The following is a 17,042-nucleotide window of genomic DNA, read 5'->3' as shown; positions in this document are numbered from 1 at the left end:
AAACAGGACAGGCCCCGAAGGGCCTGTCGTTACTCTCATTGCTGCAGTGTGCGTCAAACGTGGCTGCTGCTCAACTGCACATCCCCGTCGCGTTCCCGCTCGCGGCGGTTGTAGCGGATGGAGGACCAGAGCGAGAGGCCGATCAGCCCCGCCCCGCCAAGCCCGGTGATGACCTCCGGAATGTGGAACAGCGTCTGGATATACATGATGACCGAGAGGATCAGGATGGCATAGAAGGCGCCGTGCTCCAGATAGCGGTATTCGGCAAGCGTGCCCTTTTCCACCAGCATGATGGTCATCGAGCGCACATACATGGCGCCGATGCCAAGGCCGATGGCGATGATGAAGAGGTTCTGCGTCAGCGCAAAGGCGCCGATCACGCCGTCGAAGGAGAAGCTGGCATCGAGCACTTCCAGATAGATGAAGGCGCCGAGACCACCCTTTGCCGCTTCGCTCATGGTTTTCTGCGAGGCATCCAGCACACCGCCCAGAACTTCCACGAGAAGGAAGGTGAGGAGCCCGTAGACTGCCGAATGCACGAAGGTCGAGGCGTCTGCTTCCGGCAGAAGCTGCGAGAACAGCATGATCAGCAGGAGCACGAAAGCGATCTCGATGCCCTTGATGGAGGAAAAGCGCGCAACGCGGCTTTCCAGCACCTCGATCCAGTGCACGTCCTTCTCATGGTTGAAGAAGAAGGTGAGGCCGACCATCATCAGGAAGGTGCCGCCGAAGGCTGCGATCGGCAGATGCGCATCGTTCATGATGCGGGCATATTCTTCCGGCTTGGCTGCCGCCAGAATGATCGCATCGATCGGGCCGATGCCGGCGGCGATGACGACGATCAACAGCGGGAAGACGATGCGCATGCCGAAGACGGCAATCAGGATGCCCCAGGTGAGGAACCGCTGCTGCCAGACCGGCGTCATGTCCTTCAGCTTGTTGGCGTTGACGATGGCATTGTCGAAGGACAGCGAGATTTCCAGCACGGCGAGGACCGCACAGATGAAAAACACGGTCAGCATGCCGCTGATCGTGCCGCTCGACTGCCAGCCGAGAACGCCGCCGAGGATAAGGCCGATGACGGTGACAATGAAGGCCCAGCGGAAGTAACCGAGGGTGGAGCTTTGGGGCTTGTTCATGTGCGCACCTCTGCATGGAGAGCGTGCGCAAAAGCAAAACGCGGATGCGCGCAAGGAGCGGCATCCGGAATTCGGATGTTGAGAGATTTCATGGGGTTCAATCCGCCGGCTTGCTTGCAGGCGGTACCGACATCGCGAGAGCGCCGTAAAACTCTCGCCAGAGGGGCCCGGCACCAGTGTTCCGTCCCCAGGCAGTCTGCGCGTGGGGAGACAGACCTAGAAGTGGTCAAATCCCGCCAAACGTCAAGAGCCTAATCATCGCGCTTAAGGGGCTTGTCAGCACTCCGGCAGGGCTCGCACTTGCCGCCTTGCCTTGACCTTTTGGCATTCGCAAGGCATGGAGCACGCCTGCCCGCGCCATTTCACCGCGTTTCTGCTAGGATGCGCGTGATGAAACGGCCCGAAGGAAAGAAAAACAACCATGAGCAAACCTACATCTTCCGCCCCGTCGCAGCGGATGCTGCGCGTTGGCGAGCAGGTCCGCGCCGCCATCACCCAGGTTCTCCAGCGTGGCGAAGTGCGCGACGACCTCATCGAGAAGACGGTGATCTCTATTTCGGAAGTGCGCATGTCGACGGACCTGAAGCTGGCGACGGCCTATGTGACGCCGCTCGGCGTCGCCGATCATGAAAAGATCATCGACGCCCTCAACCGCCATGCCAAGTTCATCCGCGGGCGCATCGGCGGCCAGTTGCGCCAGATGAAATACATGCCGGAAGTGCGCTTCCGCGATGATACCAGCTTCGACAACTACAAGAAGATCGATGCCCTTTTGCGCTCGCCCGAAGTCAGCCGTGACCTCGACCACGATGCCGGCACCGACGAACAAGAATAGAGACCCATGTCCAAACCGCGCAAACCCAAGGGCCGGCCGATTTCCGGCTGGCTGATCCTCGACAAGCCGGTGGATTTCGGCTCGACCGAAGCCGTCGGCAAGATCAAGTGGCTGTTCAACGCCCAGAAGGCCGGTCACGCCGGCACGCTCGATCCGCTCGCGTCCGGCATGCTGCCGATTGCGCTGGGCGATGCGACCAAGACCGTGCCCTACGTCATGGACGGCCGCAAGATCTACGAATTCACCGTGACCTGGGGCGAAGAGCGTTCGACCGACGACCTGGAGGGCGAGGTCACGCAGTCTTCCGACAACCGGCCTTCCGAGGAGGACATCCGCGCCATCCTGCCGAATTATACCGGCACGATCAGCCAGATCCCGCCGCAGTTTTCCGCCATCAAGATTGCCGGCGAGCGCGCCTATGATCTGGCGCGCGACGGCGAAGTGGTGGACATTCCGGCCCGCGAGGTGGAAATTTTTCGCCTGACGCTGCTGAAGGCAGAAACCGACCGCGCCTTCTTCGAGGTGGAATGCGGCAAGGGCACCTATGTGCGGTCGCTGGCACGCGATTTCGGTCGCGACCTCGGCTGCTATGCGCATATCTCCGAGCTTCGCCGCTCTTATGTGGCCCCGTTTGCCGAAGAGACCATGGTGCCGCTTGCCGATCTCATCGCGCTTGAAGCCATCGAGGATCGCGACGAGCGGCTGGCCGCCCTCGACGCTTTCCTCGTCGATACCAGCGAGGCCTTGTCGGCGCTGCCGCAGATCCGCATCACCGACGATCAGGCCCACCGCCTGCGCATGGGCAACCCGATCATTCTGCGCGGGCGCGATGCGCCGGTGGCCGAACCGGAGGCGGTGGCCCTTGCCGGCGGCAAGCTGATTGCCATCGGCGAGATCGGTGAGGGGGAGTTCCGGCCGAAGCGCGTCTTCGGCTGAGAAGCCCTCAATTACATGCCTCTTCCCAAGGCGGGCCGAATGGTTTATAGGCACCGCCAGCATTGAGATGCGTCATTTTCGCTCTCTTGCCTTCATGGCCAAGGCTGGACGACATCCCGGCCTATGGCGACCCCTTCCATCCTCACATCGAAAGGATTTACGATGTCGATCACTGCAGAGCGCAAGGCCGCCCTCATCAAGGAATACGCAACCAAGGAAGGCGACACCGGTTCGCCGGAAGTTCAGGTCGCGATCCTGACCGAGCGTATCACCAACCTGACGGAACACTTCAAGGGTCACAAGAAGGACAACCACTCGCGTCGTGGCCTTCTGACCATGGTTTCGACCCGCCGCTCGCTTCTCGACTACGTCAAGAAGCAGGACGAGGCTCGTTACACCAACCTGATCACCCGTCTCGGCATCCGCCGCTAAAACAGATTTCCGGCGGGCCGTCGAACAGACGGTCCGCCGGTTTCCGATCCGGGCCCGATGTGCCCGGCAAGGCATGAACCGTTCGATACCGGACGGCACTGGCGGGCCGGATGGCCGGGCCGCCGAACGTAACCGATGACCTGTCATGGGGCAGGATTGCCGGATGCTTTCGCTGACGTTCCCAATGCGGGCGCCGGCGGGCGATGCCTTTGAGGCCTTAACCGGCGAGGCATTGCCAAGCGCTGCGGAACAGCCGCAACGCCTCTGAAAGCCTCCCGTTGTCTTGCCCGTGATCGTGTCGCATTGCGCAAAGGCCGCGCGACGCCTGGGGATCCTCCTGGATGCCGATGCCGCGCCGCCGCGCTACGAAGGACATAGCATGTTCAATACACACACTGTCGAAATCGAGTGGGCAGGACGCCCGCTGAAGCTGGAAACCGGCAAGATCGCCCGTCAGGCCGACGGCGCGGTTCTCGCCACCTACGGCGAAACCGTTGTTCTCGCCACCGTTGTTTCGGCCAAGTCGCCGAAGCCGGGCCAGGACTTCTTCCCGCTCACCGTCAACTACCAGGAAAAGACCTATGCCGCCGGCAAGATCCCGGGTGGCTATTTCAAGCGTGAAGGCCGTCCGTCGGAAAACGAAACGCTGGTTTCGCGCCTGATCGACCGTCCGATCCGCCCGCTCTTCCCGGAAGGCTACAAGAACGACACGCAGGTTGTCGTCACGGTCATTCAGCATGACCTGGAAAACAACCCGGACATCCTGTCCATGGTTGCCACCTCGGCAGCGCTGACGCTCTCCGGCGTTCCTTTCATGGGCCCGGTCGGTGGTGCGCGCGTTGGCTACATCAACGGCGAATATGTTCTGAACCCGCATCTCGACGAGATGGACGAATCGGTTCTCGATCTCGTGGTTGCCGGCACGCAGGACGCCGTCCTGATGGTGGAATCGGAAGCCAAGGAACTGAACGAAGACGTCATGCTCGGCGCCGTCATGTTCGGCCACAAGGGCTTCCAGCCGGTCATCGACGCGATCATCAAGCTTGCTGAAGTGGCCGCCAAGGAGCCGCGCGAATTCGAGCCGGAAGATCATTCCGCTCTCGAAGCCGAAATGCTCTCGATTGCCGAAACCGAGCTGCGCGCCGCCTACAAGATCACCCAGAAGGCTGATCGTTACGCTGCCGTCGACGCCGTCAAGGCCAAGGTGAAGGCTCACTTCTTCCCCGAAGGCGTAGAGCCGAAGTACACAGCCGAAGTCATCGGCGCCGTCTTCAAGCACCTGCAGGCCAAGATCGTTCGCTGGAACATTCTCGACACCAAGAGCCGCATCGACGGCCGCGACCTCGAAACGGTTCGCGCCATCGTGTCGGAAGTCGGCATCCTGCCGCGCACCCACGGTTCTGCTCTCTTCACCCGCGGCGAAACGCAGGCGATCGTTGTCGCCACGCTCGGCACCGGCGAAGACGAGCAGTATGTCGACAGCCTCACCGGCATGTACAAGGAACGCTTCCTTCTGCATTACAACTTCCCGCCCTACTCGGTCGGTGAAACGGGCCGCATGGGCTCCCCGGGCCGCCGCGAAATCGGCCATGGCAAGCTTGCCTGGCGCGCCATTCGTCCGATGCTGCCGTCGCCGGAACAGTTCCCCTACACGCTGCGCGTCGTCTCCGAGATCACCGAGTCCAACGGCTCGTCCTCGATGGCAACCGTCTGCGGCACCTCTCTCGCTCTGATGGACGCCGGCGTTCCGCTGGCAAAGCCGGTGGCCGGTATCGCCATGGGCCTCATCCTTGAAGGCGAGCGTTTTGCGGTTCTCTCCGACATCCTCGGTGACGAAGACCACCTCGGCGACATGGACTTCAAGGTTGCAGGTACCGCCGACGGCATCACCTCGCTGCAGATGGACATCAAGATCGCCGGTATCACCGAAGAGATCATGAAGGTGGCTCTCGCCCAGGCACAGGGCGGCCGCAAGCACATCCTCGGCGAAATGGCGAACGCCATCAGCGAAGGTCGCTCGCAGCTCGGCGAATTTGCACCGCGCATCGAAGTGATGAACATCCCGGTCGACAAGATCCGCGAAGTCATCGGTTCGGGCGGCAAGGTCATCCGCGAAATCGTCGAAAAGACCGGCGCCAAGATCAACATCGAAGACGACGGCACGATCAAGATCGCCTCTTCCTCCGGCAAGGAGATCGAAGCGGCCCGCAAGTGGATCCACTCGATCGTGGCCGAGCCGGAAATCGGTGCCATCTACGAAGGCACGGTTGTGAAGACCGCCGATTTCGGCGCCTTCGTCAACTTCTTCGGCGCCCGTGACGGCCTCGTGCACATCTCGCAGCTGGCGGCAGATCGCGTTGCCAAGACCCAGGACGTGGTCAAGGAAGGCCAGAAGGTCTGGGTCAAGCTGATGGGCTTTGACGAGCGCGGCAAGGTTCGCCTGTCCATGAAGGTTGTCGACCAGACGACCGGCCAGGAAATCGCCGCCGACAAGAAGAAGGAAGGCGAAGCCGCCGAATAAGGCGCTCGCATCCGGATGACTTCTGGGGCGCGGAAAAGTTTCCGCGCCCTTTTCCTATTCGGGCCTCCTGGTCCGCTTCGGGCCGTTGCAGCACTCGTATGGTCAGCAGCACAGCCCCAACCCTTAGAGATCGAGCGTTTGTCGGCCAGGCTCTGGCGCACGCTCCACAGATCGGAAACTCTTCATGATCCGCGACGCCGTGAAAACGCTGTTCCATCCTTTCGCCATCGGCACGCTGCCCATGCCCGGCGAAGGCTCCCGCATCCTGTTTCTGGCCGCCGAGAGCGGCCCGCGCCTGCCGGAAGGCTTTGGCGCCACGATTACCAATGTCCAGCCGCTGCGGCCGCTCTATTGCCCGCTGTCGGTCGCTGGCGCCCATATCGTGCCGGAGCCGGAAGGCGAGGACTATGACGGCGCGCTGGTGCTTTGTGGCAAGCACCGCGGCGAGAACGACAACAACATGGCCGAGGCGCTGTCTCGCGTGAAGCCGGGCGGCATCATCACCGTTGCCGGCTCAAAGGAAGACGGCATCCAGCCGCTGCGCAAGCAACTGCTCAACCTGGGCTTTGCCATCGAATCCATGCCGAAATATCACGGTGTCGTCGTCTGGTTCCAGCGCCCGGACGATGTCGATGCAGCCCTTGCGTCCCTTCGCCGTCCGGTTTCGATCATCGATGCCCGCTTCGAAGCACTGCCGGGCACGTTTTCGCATGAGCATGCCGATGCCGGCTCGGAGCTCCTGGCAAGCCGCCTGCCGCGCGATTTCGATGGCAATGCCGCCGATCTCGGCGCCGGTTGGGGCTATCTCTCGGTGATGCTGGCGGATGCTTCGCCGCGGGTGAACCGCATCGACCTGTTCGAGGCCGATCACCGCGCGCTTGAATGCGCCCGCAAGAACCTTGCCCGCAATTGCCCGCAGCTTTCGACGCGCTTCTTCTGGCAGGATCTGACGGCCGAGCCGATCAAGGAAAAATACGATCTCGTCATCATGAACCCGCCCTTCCATGAAGGCCATGCGGCCAATCCGGAAATCGGCCAGAGCTTCATCAAGGCGGCGTCCTCTGCGCTTCGCATCGGCGGTCGCCTGCTGATGGTCGCCAATCGCGGCCTGCCTTACGAGCCGGTCCTGGCGGCGGAGTTCAAGGAAAGCGGCGAAGTGTGCCGCAATGCCCGCTTCAAGGTGCTGCAGGCGAAGAAGTGACGCTTCGCAGCTTCCATGAAGACCAAGAGAAAAGGCCTCCCGATCGACGATCCGGAGGCCTTTTTCATGACAGGAGGCGCGAAGCGCTCACTCCGAATCGGCGTTGCGCAGCCGATCGAGCGAGGGAAGCGAGGTAATGTTGTAGCCGGCATCCACATAGTGGATCTCGCCGGTCACGCCGCGCGACAGGTCCGACAGAAGGTAAAGCGCCGAGCCACCGATATCCTCGATGGTCGCGGTGCGGCGCAGCGGCGCATTCTTCTGGTTCCACGAGTAGATGGCGCGCGCGTCCGAAATGCCCGCACCCGCCAGCGTGCGCACGGGGCCCGCCGAGATGGCATTGACGCGGATGCCCTTCGGACCGTAATCGGCCGCCAGATAGCGCACGGACGATTCCAGGGCGGCCTTGGCGACGCCCATCACGTTGTAGTTCGGGATCACCCGCATGGAGCCGCCATAGGTCAGCGTCAGCATCGCACCGTCATCGACCATCAGGTCTGCGGCGCGCTTGGCGATCTCGGTGAAGGAGAAGCAGGAGATCACCATGGTGCGGCTGAAATTGTCCCGCGTGGTATCGGCGTAGAGGCCCTTCAGCTCGTTCTTGTCGGAAAAGCCGATGGCGTGCACGACAAAGTCGAGCTTGCCCCAGCGCTCCTTGATGGCCGCGAACGTGGCATCCACGGAGGCAAGGTCCTCCACGTCGCAGGGAAGCACGAAATCGGAACCGACTTCGGCGGCAAGCGGCTTCACGCGCCGCCCCAGTGCATCGCCCTGGTAGGTGAAGGCAAGTTCGGCCCCCTGGGCGGCGAGCGCCTTAGAAATACCCCAGGCGATGGAGTGATTGTTCGCGACCCCCATGATGAGGCCGCGCTTACCCTGCATGATACCGCTCATGGTCTTATCCGTTATAGCGCTGGAAGACGAGCGTGGCGTTGGTGCCGCCGAACCCGAAGGAATTGGAAAGGGCAATATCGATCTTGGCATTGTCGATGCGCGAGCGCACCACCGGCATGCCTTCAAATTCAGGATCGAGTTCGGTGATATGGGCACTTTCGCCGATAAAGCCGGCCTGCATCATCAAGAGCGAATAGATCGATTCCTGCACGCCGGCAGCACCCAGCGAATGGCCGGTCAGCGACTTGGTCGACTGGATATGCGGCAGGTTTTCGCCAAACACTTCGCGGATGGCGCCCATTTCCTTGGCGTCGCCCACCGGCGTCGAGGTGCCGTGCGTGTTGATGTAATCGACCTTGCCGTCGACGGTGGCAAGCGCCTGGCGCATGCAGCGGATCGCGCCCTCGCCGGACGGGGCCACCATGTCGTAACCGTCGGAGGTGGCGCCGTAGCCGACCACTTCGGCATAGATCTTGGCGCCGCGGGCCTTGGCATGCTCCAGTTCTTCCAGAACGAGGACGCCAGCGCCACCGGCGATGACAAAACCGTCGCGGCTGACGTCATAGGCGCGCGAGGCGGTGGAGGGCGTGTCATTGTATTTCGAAGACATGGCGCCCATGGCGTCGAACAGGTTCGACATGGTCCAGTCGAGATCCTCGTGGCCGCCGGCAAACATCATGTCCTGCTTGCCCCACTGGATCATCTCCACCGCATTGCCGATGCAATGCGCAGAGGTCGAGCAGGCAGACGAGATGGAATAGTTGACGCCGTGGATCTTGAACCAGGTGGCAAGTGTGGCAGACGCTGTCGAGGACATCGCCTTCGGCACGGCAAACGGGCCGATGCGCTTGGGGCTGTTGTTCTTGATCGTGATGTCGGCTGCTTCGATCAGCGTGCGGGTGGAGGGGCCACCGGAGCCCATGATGATGCCGACGCGCTCGTTCTGGGCGTAGTCGCTCTCTTCGAGGCCCGAATCGGCAATCGCCTGCCTCATGGCCACATGGTTCCAGGCGCCGCCTTGGCTCAGGAACCGCATGGCGCGGCGATCGACTAGATCGGTCGGATCGAGCTGCGGCTTGCCCCAGACCTGGCACTTGAAGCCATGCTCGGCAAAATCGCTGGAGAAGGAGATGCCGGATTTCGCATCGCGCAGAGACGCGGTGACCTCGGCGGCATCATTGCCGATGGAGGAAACGACACCCAAGCCTGTGACAACTACCCGTCGCATGAGATTGACCTTTTCAGTTCGTTTTGAGCAGGCGGCCGGCCGTCAGGCGGCCTTTTCCTGGAAGAGACCGACGCGCAGATCGCTGGCGCGGTAGATGACTTCGCCATCGGCCTTCATCCAGCCGTCGGCGATGCCGAGCACGAGGCGGCCACGCATGACGCGCTTGAAGTCGATGCCGTATTCGACAAGCTTGGTCTTCGGCGTCACCATGCCGGTGAACTTGACCTCGCCGGTGGAAATGGCGCGGCCCTTGCCGGGCTCGCCGAGCCAGCCGAGATAAAAGCCGGTGAGCTGCCACATGGCATCGAGGCCGAGGCAACCGGGCATCACCGGATCGCCTTCGAAATGGCAGGGGAAGAACCACAGATCCGGCGTGATGTCGAATTCGGCGCGGATGAAGCCCTTGTCGTTCGGGCCGCCCGTTTCGGAAATCTCGGTGATGCGGTGGAACATCAGCATGGGCGGCAGGGGCAGCTGCGCATTGCCTGGCCCGAACATGTCTCCATGTGCGCAGGTCAGTATTTCTTCATACGAGAAGCTCGATTGTCTGCTGTCCATGAGGCCTGTCCGTTCCCCCTCTTCGCCGGTCGTTGCGCCTGTTTAAAGCAAGAGCGGCGTAAATTGAAGCGCATGAATCCGCTCCCCGGTGTTGCCAGGGAACCGATCCAGATTGATTCAGGTCGGCATATAGGAACGGAACCCGGCAAACCAGAGGCATTTCGTGCAAAATTGCGCATTTTCCTTGCTGGGCGGTTTACGGCGAGGGCGCTGGCGCTATTGAAAGCGGCACGCATAAAAGTTATATGCAAAAGTCGAGAATACCGGCTTTACAGGAGCTTGCCTCACTCATGGCTGACGCCATCACCGACGTGGAAACCAGATTGCGCGATTGCGGGCTGCGGCCGACGCGGCAACGCGTGGCTTTGGCCGACCTTCTGTTTGCCAAGGGTGATCGCCACCTGACCGTCGAGGAACTGCACGAGGAGGCAATCACCGCCGACGTGCCCGTGTCGCTGGCGACCGTCTACAACACGCTGCACCAGTTCACCGAGGCGGGCCTGATCCGCGTTCTCGCCGTTGAGGGTGCGCGCACCTATTTCGACACCAACGTGTCCGATCACCATCATTTCTTTGTCGAAGGCCGCAACGAGGTTCTCGACATTCCCGTCAGCAATCTGGAAATCGGCAATCTGCCCGAGGCACCCGAGGGCATGGAAATCGCCCATGTGGACGTCATCATCCGGCTGCGCGAGAAGAAGGCCTGAGGCCGGCGCCTCTCAATCCAGCGTCTATTTCTTCCGTTTCTTCAGCGCCTCGTCCGCCGGCCGTCCCGGTCGTGCGCGGTAGCGCGGCAGCGTCCAGCCATAGTAGAGCGCCCCGCCGCGCAGGCCAAAGGCAATGGCAAAGCCTGCGGCCGAACTGACCGGCAGCGGCAGGCCGAGAAGGTTTGCGCCGGTAAAGACCGTGGCGCCAGCCAGCGCTGCCGTCACATAGATTTCCGGCCGCAGCAGGATCGACGGCTCGTTGGCGATGAGGTCGCGCAGGATGCCGCCGAAGGTGGCCGTCATGGTGCCGGTAACGATGGCAATCGTCAGCGAACCGGTGGTCGCAAAGCCCTTCGCCGCCCCCATGACGCTATAGGCGGAAAGCCCGACCGCATCGAGCCAGATCAGCAGCTTGTAGCGCCATTCCACCCGGTGGGCGGTGAGGAAGACGAAGATGCCGACGGCCGCGCAGATCACCAGATAGGTCGGGTCCATCACCCAGAAGACCGGTGTGCGGCCAAGCACCAGATCGCGCAGTGTTCCCCCGCCGATGCCCGTTGCCGCTGCAAAGAACAGGAAGCCGATCAGGTCCAGTTGCTTGCGCGAGGCGGCAAGCGCACCCGTTGCGGCAAACAGCGCGACGCCTGCATAATCCAGCATCATCAGCACAGACATGTGACCTCGACCTCCCACGGCACGCCAGCGTCGCGCAAGCGGCAGGGTGCATCATATCCGCGCATCCGGCCTGCCGCCATTGGCAGCGGGCCTTGTCTACAGGCAATCCATGGGGAAGACCAAGGGCGTGGCAAAACTTCTGATCATTCTTCTGCAGGCGGCCCTGCTCTCGCTCCTGCCCGCCATGGCAGGTGCCCAGCAGGCGCTGCTCAGCGATCCGGAAATCTACGAGAAGGACCATTTCCGCAAGATCTGCGCCAGCCCCACTTTCGCTGACGATTTCATCACCCGCACGGACATCAACAATGACGGCATCATCGATGCTATCGTCAATCATGGCGCCGTCACCTGCAATGGCGAAAAGGGCGTGGGCTGCGATGCCGATGGCTGCCCGTATAATTTCTATCTGCAGGTGAAGGAGGGCGGTTATTTCATGATGTCGACGGCCAAGATTTATGGCTATGACTTCGTCAAGCGGTTCGGCAACATGGTCTTCGTCTTCCGGATGCATCCGAAATTCTGCGACCGCACGGATGCCACCCCCTGTGAGATGACCGTGCGCGTGCGCGGCGCCAAGATGGTGACGATCTCGCGCAAATAGCGCTCAGAACGGCCAGTCGATGCGGCCTGCCGCGTAATAGCCGAAGAGACCCAGCCATTCGCGGACCGCCGTCGACATGTTCTGTGCGTTAAGAGACGGCTGGGTAAAATCGAAACCGACTGTCACCGTGCCGCTCGTGCGGTAATCGACCGGATAGGGCGTGACCGTGAGCCCCGCTTTGTCAAACAGCGCCATCGACCGCGGCATATGGAAGGCCGAGGTGATCAGCAGGCAGTTTGCCAAGCCGTCGCGCGCAAGGATGTCGCGCGTGTTCAGCGTGTTCTCGAAGGTGTTGCGGGACGTGTTTTCGGCAATCAGCCGCTCGGGTTTCACGCCGTAGGCGGCAAAGAACCGCGCGGCGGCACCGGCCTCGCCCTCGTAGGCGCCGCTGAAGGACCCGTCGCCGCCCGAGATGAGGATCCTGGCCGCCGGATGGGCAAGCGCCAGTCGCAGGGCCTGGGTATAGCGATCGGCGGCCGCGTTCAGCTCGATGCCGCCACGGCCGCTCATAACCTCGTTCTCGATCGCACCGCCGAGCACGATCATGCAGGAGATATCGGCCGGATCATTGGGCGGCCGCGCCACCCGGTTCTCGAGCGACTGCAGCAGAAGGTTTCCGGTCGTGGTGTAGAGCGTGACGAAGAGGAGGAGGGCTGCCGCCGCGGCCATCAGCCCGCCGCTGCGCCGAAAGCCGCAGAAGGCGGCTACGGCTGCAAGACAAGACAGGAAAAACGACAGCGACAGAGGCTGAACCAGCAGCCAGACGATTTTTGACAGATAAAACATTCACTCACTTGGTGCCGGACGCGCGGGCGATGCGCTGGTTATAGCGGTGATGCAATGTGCGGCGCATCAGAAGCGTGGATAGAGCGACGAACAGTGTCAGCACTGCGGCAATGAACAGGGCATCTCCCGGAAGCGCCAGTCCGAGAACAGAACCGCAGAGCGCGCCGGAGATCATGCCGAGCCACGGAACCGCCTGGATGGTCCAGTCCATCTTGCGCTCGCCCATGATAAAGCGCCCGATGCCGCGCCCGAAGCGTGACAGGGCACCCGTGACGTAGGTGAGCCCGATCGGCAGGCCTTCGATGTGCTCGATGGTGGCATTGACCATGCCCATGGAGAGCACGACCATGTAAAAGCGCAGGAGATGCAGATCCGGATCCTGCAGCATGGAGGCAAGCGAAAGCAGCATGGCGACACCGGCCAGAACACCGAACATGCGCCGCTGCACGAGATGGGCAACGACGATGCCAGCGGCATTGCCCAGCACGAAGACGAGGACGGCACCGAGCAGCACCAGCCCGTGGTGCAGATCGCCATCGGCCAGGGAAATCGCCGCCCGCGTGGTATTGCCGGTCATGAAGGAGACGAAATCGCCGGAGAGACGCAGCCCGATCGCATCGGTCATGCCGGCGATGAAGGAAATCGCCGCCACCAGCGCAAGCCCCGTGCCCGTTCGCTGCACACGAATGATCCTGCGCCGTCTTGCCCGTGTCATATCGCCCTCGGCAGCCCGAATCATCGGGCCGATGATGTTTTGCAAGAGCCTAGCCGGTCCGGCTGCCCGAAGGAAATGTCCCGGCGATAATCACCGGCTCACATATTGCGTCGCATCATGACAAGAGCGTGAGCGTCAGCGGATGGTTCCTGTCGGCAAGTCCGTCGATTACCGTGAAATGGTGGCGATCGGGTTCGACATAGGCACCGGTCTCTGCCCCGAGCCCCAGCCAGATGCTGGCCATCAGGGCATTCTGGCGCAGGAACTCGGCGCGCTCATTGCCGCCCACCCAGCAGAACAGTCGCCCGCCGTGTCCGGGCTCCATCAGAACCGGGCTTTCGGCCGCGGCCTCCTGCGGCGTTAGCTGCAGCTTGGTATTGAGGCCGGTGTTGACGAGGGGTCGCAGATCATGCACGCCGGAGATGGACACGACATTGTTCACCCGCGCCCGGATATCCTCGGGCAGTGGCGAGGTCTTTGCCATCATCCGCGTCACCAGATGGCCGCCGGCGGAATGGCCGGTGAGGTGGATCGGCCCATCGATCTCGGTTGCCGCATCGATAATCGCCGCACCGATTTCCCGAACGATATCACCGACCCGGGCCTCAGGGCACAGCGTATAGGAGGGCATGGCGACAGCAAATCCGCTGTCGACGCTGCCTTTTGCCAGATGCGACCAGAAGGATTTGTCGAGCGCCTGCCAGTATCCGCCATGGACAAAGACGACGAGGCCTTTGGGCGTGCTTTCCGGCAAAAACAGGTCGTAGCGATTGCGGGGGGCATCGCCATAGGAGAGGTCGAGCTTGGCGCGGCCCTCTGCGGCCAGGTCTTCGCGATAGGCAAGAGCCGGCGCCACCCAACGGCTCGGCCACTCCTCGCCACGCGGAATATTGGCGCCGTTGGTATAGGCGTCGTCCCAGTCGTTGATGCGGTGAAAGAGCATGAATGTGGCCTCGCCAGCGTGTTTGGGTTGATCGGTCAGAGAACGGTGCGCACCCGCCAAAGCTCCGGAAACAGTTCCACTTCCAGCATCTTCTTCAGGTAATGCGTGCCGGAGGTGCCGCCGGTGCCGCGCTTGAAGCCGATGACGCGCTCCACAGTCGTGACATGGTTGAAGCGCCAGCGGCGGAAGTAATCTTCGAAGTCCACCAGTTTTTCCGCCAGCTCATAGAGATCCCAAAAGCGCGAGGGGGCGGCATAGACCTGCCGCCAGGCCTCCAGCACCTTTTCGCTTTCCACGCGCTTCTCACGAAATGTCGTCCGCTCGCCATCGGCGCCGATGTCGAAACCGTTGCGGCCAAGAAGCAGGATCGCCTCGTCATAAAGGCTCGGGCTCGCCAGGATGTCTTCCAGGTGGGAGAGCAGGTCAGGCCGGTGGCTGTGGGGCCCGAGCATGGCGAGGTTGCGGTTGCCGGCGAGGAACTCGATGGCGCGGTACTGCGCCGACTGAAAGCCGGACGACTGGCCGAGCGCATCGCGAAACTGCGTATATTCGCTCGGCGTCATGGTGCGCAGCACGTCCCAGGCATTGTTCAACTGTTCAAAGATGCGGGCCACGCGCGACAGCATCTTGAAGGCCGGCTGCGGCTCGTCCCGGCGGATCGCTGCAATGGCCGAGCGGATCTCGTGGATGGCAAGCTTCATCCAAAGCTCCGAGGTCTGGTGCTGGATGATGAACAGCAGTTCGTCATGCGCCGACGACAGCGGCTTTTGCGCCGACAGGATCGGGTCGAGCTGCAGGTAATCGGTGTAGGACATTTTTTCGCGGAACGACATTTCGGCGCCGTCTTCGGCCGGATTGTAGGGTTTTCCGCTCACGTCACAACACCCCTCTGCTTGAATTCGGGCCTGTCCCAGAGCCGCTGGTCCATGATCTCCGCCAGAATGTCGACGGCAGACACGACATCGCGCTCGTCGATGTAAAGCGGCGTAAAGCCGAAACGGATGGCGTTCGGCGCACGGAAATCGCCGATTACGCCGCGTGCGATGAGCGCCTGCATGATGGCGTAGCCCTCGTCATGCAGAAACGACACCTGGCTGCCGCGGCTCCTGCCGTCGCGCGGCGAGGCAAGCGTGAGCGAGGGGCATCGCGCCTCCACGTCAGCGATGAAGAGATCGCAAAGAGCAATCGACTTTTCGCGCACGTCGGCCATGTCCACATCGTCCCAGGCGTCGAGTGCTGCATCCAGGGCCGCAAGCGCCAGGATGGGCGGGGTGCCGACGCGCATGCGGTCGATGCCCTCACCGGGGCGATAGGAGAGATCGAAGGCAAAGGGCTTTTCGTGGCCGAGCCAGCCGGAGAGCGCCGGCCGCGCCTGGTCAGCATGGCGGGGAGCGACATAGATGAAGGCTGGCGCGCCGGGGCCGCCGTTTAAGTATTTATAGGTACAACCGACGGCAAAATCGGCATCGGCGCCCAAGAGATCGACGGGAATGGCACCGGCGGAATGGGCAAGATCCCAGATGGTGAATGCGCCGGCCGCATGTGCCTTCTTCGTCAGCGCCTTCATGTCGTGCAGGCGCCCCGTGCGGTAATCGACTTCGGTGAGCATGGTGACGGCAACCGTCTCGTCGATCGCCTCTTCCACCGCCAGAGGATCGACCACTTTCAGCACATAGCCGCGATCGAGCGACGTGATCAGCCCTTCGGCCATATAGAGATCGGAGGGAAAATTGCCGCTGTCGGAGAGGATGACGCGCCGGGCGGGATCACGTTCCTCGGCCAGTTGCAGGGCGGAAGCCAGCGCCTGATAAACCTTGATGGAGAGCGTGTCGCCCATCACCACCGTGCCTTCGGACGCGCCGATGAGGCGGCCGACCCGGTCGCCGATGCGACGCGGTGTCGCCATCCAGCCACCCTGGTTCCAGCCGCGAATCAGCATTTCGCCCCACTGGTCCACCATCAGGGCGCGCACCCGTTCGGTCGCGGAAAGGGGCAGCGGCCCCAGCGAGTTGCCATCCAGGTAGATGACGCCGTCCGGCATGTGAAACAGCGCCCGTGTCTTTTGAAAGTCCGTCATTCTCTCTGTGCCCCACAGGGGATTCTTGCCGCCCCCGACCGGTCCATGCTCCCGACGCCGCTGCGGGCGTTTCCGGCATGATACCCAAATCATTTTAAGTTTAAACTAGGTATTCCACCCCGCGCGTCACTTTATGGCGCGGCAGGCGGTGCCTTCCCATCTGCCGGAAAGCGGCGGCTGAGATGAGCAGAACCTTCAAGGCCGAAGCGCCAGGGCAGATCGGTCGCCTTGGTGATGCCGATGCGGGGGCCGCTGAGGATGAGGGGAGGGGTCGCTGCAGCTTCCAGCACGAAAGGCGGCGCATCAAGCGGCGCGCCATCGTGCCGGCTGTCGATGCCGAGCGCCTGCGCCAGGCGTCCTGGCCCGGAGCAGAGGATCACCGGGTCGGCGCGCCCGCGCCGGCGTGCCATCTCGTTGAGGCCGATCGTCGGTGCAAGCGCGCGGATGAGCACGGCACTGCCCGGGCGGCAGACGAAATTCAGGCACCAGTGAATGCCGTAGGACCGATAGACATAGGCATGACCGGCGGGGCCGAACATGGTGCGGGTTCGGGCTGTCGGTCCGCGAAAGCTGTGCGAGGCCGGGTCATCCGGCTCATAGGCTTCTGTTTCGACGATCATGCCGCCAACGCCGTTGACCGTAAGCATGGCGCCGATCAGGTCTTGTGCGACGATAACGGCGCTGCGGTCGAAAAAAGCGCGCTCCTGCATGGCCTTCGCTCCCTGCTCCAGTCCCGAACCGGCGTTGTCGCCCGACGTGCCGGCGGATGCAAGGCTACAATGGCGGATCGCGGA

The 17,042-nt window shown here is 62.3% G+C and carries 18 protein-coding genes; 7 read left to right on the top strand and 11 right to left on the bottom strand.

Annotated features, from left to right (window positions below; translation table 11 throughout):
• Nucleotides 1-53: 53 nt before the first annotated feature.
• A complete protein-coding gene (locus J2858_RS07120; RefSeq protein WP_210103993.1) occupies nucleotides 54-1,139 on the bottom strand; it encodes a DUF475 domain-containing protein in 1,086 nt (361 codons plus the stop codon).
• Between the two features lie 421 nt (nucleotides 1,140-1,560).
• On the opposite strand from J2858_RS07120, the gene rbfA reads away from it, so the two are divergent.
• From rbfA to J2858_RS07095, 5 genes are all read left to right on the top strand, one after another.
• Entirely contained in the window at nucleotides 1,561-1,974 is a 414-nt protein-coding gene (rbfA, locus tag J2858_RS07115) for a 30S ribosome-binding factor RbfA (protein WP_210103992.1), read from the top strand.
• Between the two features lie 6 nt (nucleotides 1,975-1,980).
• On the top strand, nucleotides 1,981-2,910 hold the full coding sequence (gene truB / locus J2858_RS07110) for a tRNA pseudouridine(55) synthase TruB (RefSeq protein ID WP_210103991.1): 930 nt from the start codon (nucleotides 1,981-1,983) through the stop codon (nucleotides 2,908-2,910).
• Between the two features lie 162 nt (nucleotides 2,911-3,072).
• Nucleotides 3,073-3,342, top strand: a complete 270-nt coding sequence (rpsO, locus tag J2858_RS07105; RefSeq protein WP_210103990.1) for a 30S ribosomal protein S15 — start codon at nucleotides 3,073-3,075, stop codon at nucleotides 3,340-3,342.
• A gap of 379 nt (nucleotides 3,343-3,721) precedes the next feature.
• Nucleotides 3,722-5,863: a polyribonucleotide nucleotidyltransferase gene (pnp, locus tag J2858_RS07100; RefSeq protein WP_210103989.1), complete on the top strand. Its 2,142-nt coding sequence runs from the start codon at nucleotides 3,722-3,724 to the stop codon at nucleotides 5,861-5,863.
• A 184-nt stretch (nucleotides 5,864-6,047) separates the two neighbouring features.
• The gene (locus J2858_RS07095) at nucleotides 6,048-7,064 is read left to right on the top strand and encodes a class I SAM-dependent methyltransferase (protein WP_210103988.1); all 1,017 of its coding nucleotides are present in this window, start codon (nucleotides 6,048-6,050) and stop codon (nucleotides 7,062-7,064) included.
• Nucleotides 7,065-7,151: 87 nt separating this feature from the next.
• Here J2858_RS07095 and fabI read toward each other — a convergent pair whose 3' ends face one another.
• The 3 genes from fabI to fabA are packed head-to-tail and all read right to left on the bottom strand — an operon-like array spanning nucleotide 7,152 to nucleotide 9,744.
• Nucleotides 7,152-7,958: an enoyl-ACP reductase FabI gene (gene fabI / locus J2858_RS07090; RefSeq protein ID WP_210103987.1), complete on the bottom strand. Its 807-nt coding sequence runs from the start codon at nucleotides 7,956-7,958 to the stop codon at nucleotides 7,152-7,154.
• A gap of 4 nt (nucleotides 7,959-7,962) precedes the next feature.
• Nucleotides 7,963-9,186, bottom strand: coding sequence for a beta-ketoacyl-ACP synthase I (gene fabB / locus J2858_RS07085; protein WP_210103986.1), 1,224 nt, complete (start codon nucleotides 9,184-9,186; stop codon nucleotides 7,963-7,965).
• Between the two features lie 42 nt (nucleotides 9,187-9,228).
• Nucleotides 9,229-9,744, bottom strand: coding sequence for a 3-hydroxyacyl-[acyl-carrier-protein] dehydratase FabA (gene fabA / locus J2858_RS07080; protein ID WP_210103985.1), 516 nt, complete (start codon nucleotides 9,742-9,744; stop codon nucleotides 9,229-9,231).
• A gap of 290 nt (nucleotides 9,745-10,034) precedes the next feature.
• On the opposite strand from fabA, the gene irrA reads away from it, so the two are divergent.
• Nucleotides 10,035-10,451 (top strand): iron response transcriptional regulator IrrA, encoded by a 417-nt coding sequence (gene irrA / locus J2858_RS07075; RefSeq protein WP_210103984.1) that lies wholly within the window; start codon nucleotides 10,035-10,037, stop codon nucleotides 10,449-10,451.
• Between the two features lie 24 nt (nucleotides 10,452-10,475).
• Here the strand turns inward: irrA and J2858_RS07070 are convergent, their stop codons facing one another.
• Nucleotides 10,476-11,126 carry a trimeric intracellular cation channel family protein gene (locus J2858_RS07070; protein ID WP_210103983.1) on the bottom strand — a complete coding sequence of 217 codons (651 nt, stop codon included), beginning with the start codon at nucleotides 11,124-11,126 and terminating at the stop codon, nucleotides 10,476-10,478.
• 109 nt (nucleotides 11,127-11,235) lie between these two features.
• Here J2858_RS07070 and J2858_RS07065 point away from each other — a divergent pair, with 109 nt between their 5' ends.
• Nucleotides 11,236-11,727, top strand: coding sequence for a hypothetical protein (locus J2858_RS07065; RefSeq protein ID WP_432443264.1), 492 nt, complete (start codon nucleotides 11,236-11,238; stop codon nucleotides 11,725-11,727).
• Nucleotides 11,728-11,730: 3 nt separating this feature from the next.
• On the opposite strand, the gene J2858_RS07060 is transcribed toward J2858_RS07065, so the two are convergent.
• The 6 genes from J2858_RS07060 to J2858_RS07035 form a co-directional block, all read right to left on the bottom strand.
• Nucleotides 11,731-12,513 (bottom strand): YdcF family protein, encoded by a 783-nt coding sequence (locus tag J2858_RS07060; RefSeq protein WP_210103982.1) that lies wholly within the window; start codon nucleotides 12,511-12,513, stop codon nucleotides 11,731-11,733.
• Between the two features lie 4 nt (nucleotides 12,514-12,517).
• Nucleotides 12,518-13,228 (bottom strand): YoaK family protein, encoded by a 711-nt coding sequence (locus J2858_RS07055; protein ID WP_210103981.1) that lies wholly within the window; start codon nucleotides 13,226-13,228, stop codon nucleotides 12,518-12,520.
• A gap of 115 nt (nucleotides 13,229-13,343) precedes the next feature.
• Nucleotides 13,344-14,171 carry an alpha/beta hydrolase gene (locus J2858_RS07050; RefSeq protein ID WP_210103980.1) on the bottom strand — a complete coding sequence of 276 codons (828 nt, stop codon included), beginning with the start codon at nucleotides 14,169-14,171 and terminating at the stop codon, nucleotides 13,344-13,346.
• 35 nt (nucleotides 14,172-14,206) lie between these two features.
• The gene (kynA, locus tag J2858_RS07045) at nucleotides 14,207-15,046 is read right to left on the bottom strand and encodes a tryptophan 2,3-dioxygenase (RefSeq protein ID WP_348635449.1); all 840 of its coding nucleotides are present in this window, start codon (nucleotides 15,044-15,046) and stop codon (nucleotides 14,207-14,209) included.
• Complete coding sequence (gene kynU, locus J2858_RS07040) at nucleotides 15,043-16,248, bottom strand: kynureninase (RefSeq protein ID WP_210103979.1); 1,206 nt, start codon at nucleotides 16,246-16,248, stop codon at nucleotides 15,043-15,045. The genes kynA and kynU overlap by 4 nt, the downstream gene beginning before the upstream one ends.
• A gap of 131 nt (nucleotides 16,249-16,379) precedes the next feature.
• Nucleotides 16,380-16,958 carry a DNA-3-methyladenine glycosylase gene (locus J2858_RS07035; RefSeq protein WP_210103978.1) on the bottom strand — a complete coding sequence of 193 codons (579 nt, stop codon included), beginning with the start codon at nucleotides 16,956-16,958 and terminating at the stop codon, nucleotides 16,380-16,382.
• Nucleotides 16,959-17,042 lie beyond the last annotated feature (84 nt).

Origin of the sequence: Neorhizobium galegae, from assembly GCF_017877135.1 — a bacterium.
Lineage (GTDB): Bacteria > Pseudomonadota > Alphaproteobacteria > Rhizobiales > Rhizobiaceae > Neorhizobium > Neorhizobium galegae_A.
This window is presented reverse-complemented; position numbering and strand designations above follow the sequence as displayed.

Coding starts and splice junctions, on each gene's coding strand:
- J2858_RS07120 (WP_210103993.1), bottom strand. CDS start 1,139: ATGAACAAGCCCCAAAGCTCCACCCTCGGTTACTTCCGCTGGGCCTTC.
- rbfA (WP_210103992.1), top strand. CDS start 1,561: ATGAGCAAACCTACATCTTCCGCCCCGTCGCAGCGGATGCTGCGCGTT.
- truB (WP_210103991.1), top strand. CDS start 1,981: ATGTCCAAACCGCGCAAACCCAAGGGCCGGCCGATTTCCGGCTGGCTG.
- rpsO (WP_210103990.1), top strand. CDS start 3,073: ATGTCGATCACTGCAGAGCGCAAGGCCGCCCTCATCAAGGAATACGCA.
- pnp (WP_210103989.1), top strand. CDS start 3,722: ATGTTCAATACACACACTGTCGAAATCGAGTGGGCAGGACGCCCGCTG.
- J2858_RS07095 (WP_210103988.1), top strand. CDS start 6,048: ATGATCCGCGACGCCGTGAAAACGCTGTTCCATCCTTTCGCCATCGGC.
- fabI (WP_210103987.1), bottom strand. CDS start 7,958: ATGAGCGGTATCATGCAGGGTAAGCGCGGCCTCATCATGGGGGTCGCG.
- fabB (WP_210103986.1), bottom strand. CDS start 9,186: ATGCGACGGGTAGTTGTCACAGGCTTGGGTGTCGTTTCCTCCATCGGC.
- fabA (WP_210103985.1), bottom strand. CDS start 9,744: ATGGACAGCAGACAATCGAGCTTCTCGTATGAAGAAATACTGACCTGC.
- irrA (WP_210103984.1), top strand. CDS start 10,035: ATGGCTGACGCCATCACCGACGTGGAAACCAGATTGCGCGATTGCGGG.
- J2858_RS07070 (WP_210103983.1), bottom strand. CDS start 11,126: ATGTCTGTGCTGATGATGCTGGATTATGCAGGCGTCGCGCTGTTTGCC.
- J2858_RS07065 (WP_432443264.1), top strand. CDS start 11,236: ATGGGGAAGACCAAGGGCGTGGCAAAACTTCTGATCATTCTTCTGCAG.
- J2858_RS07060 (WP_210103982.1), bottom strand. CDS start 12,513: ATGTTTTATCTGTCAAAAATCGTCTGGCTGCTGGTTCAGCCTCTGTCG.
- J2858_RS07055 (WP_210103981.1), bottom strand. CDS start 13,228: ATGACACGGGCAAGACGGCGCAGGATCATTCGTGTGCAGCGAACGGGC.
- J2858_RS07050 (WP_210103980.1), bottom strand. CDS start 14,171: ATGCTCTTTCACCGCATCAACGACTGGGACGACGCCTATACCAACGGC.
- kynU (WP_210103979.1), bottom strand. CDS start 16,248: ATGACGGACTTTCAAAAGACACGGGCGCTGTTTCACATGCCGGACGGC.
- J2858_RS07035 (WP_210103978.1), bottom strand. CDS start 16,958: ATGCAGGAGCGCGCTTTTTTCGACCGCAGCGCCGTTATCGTCGCACAA.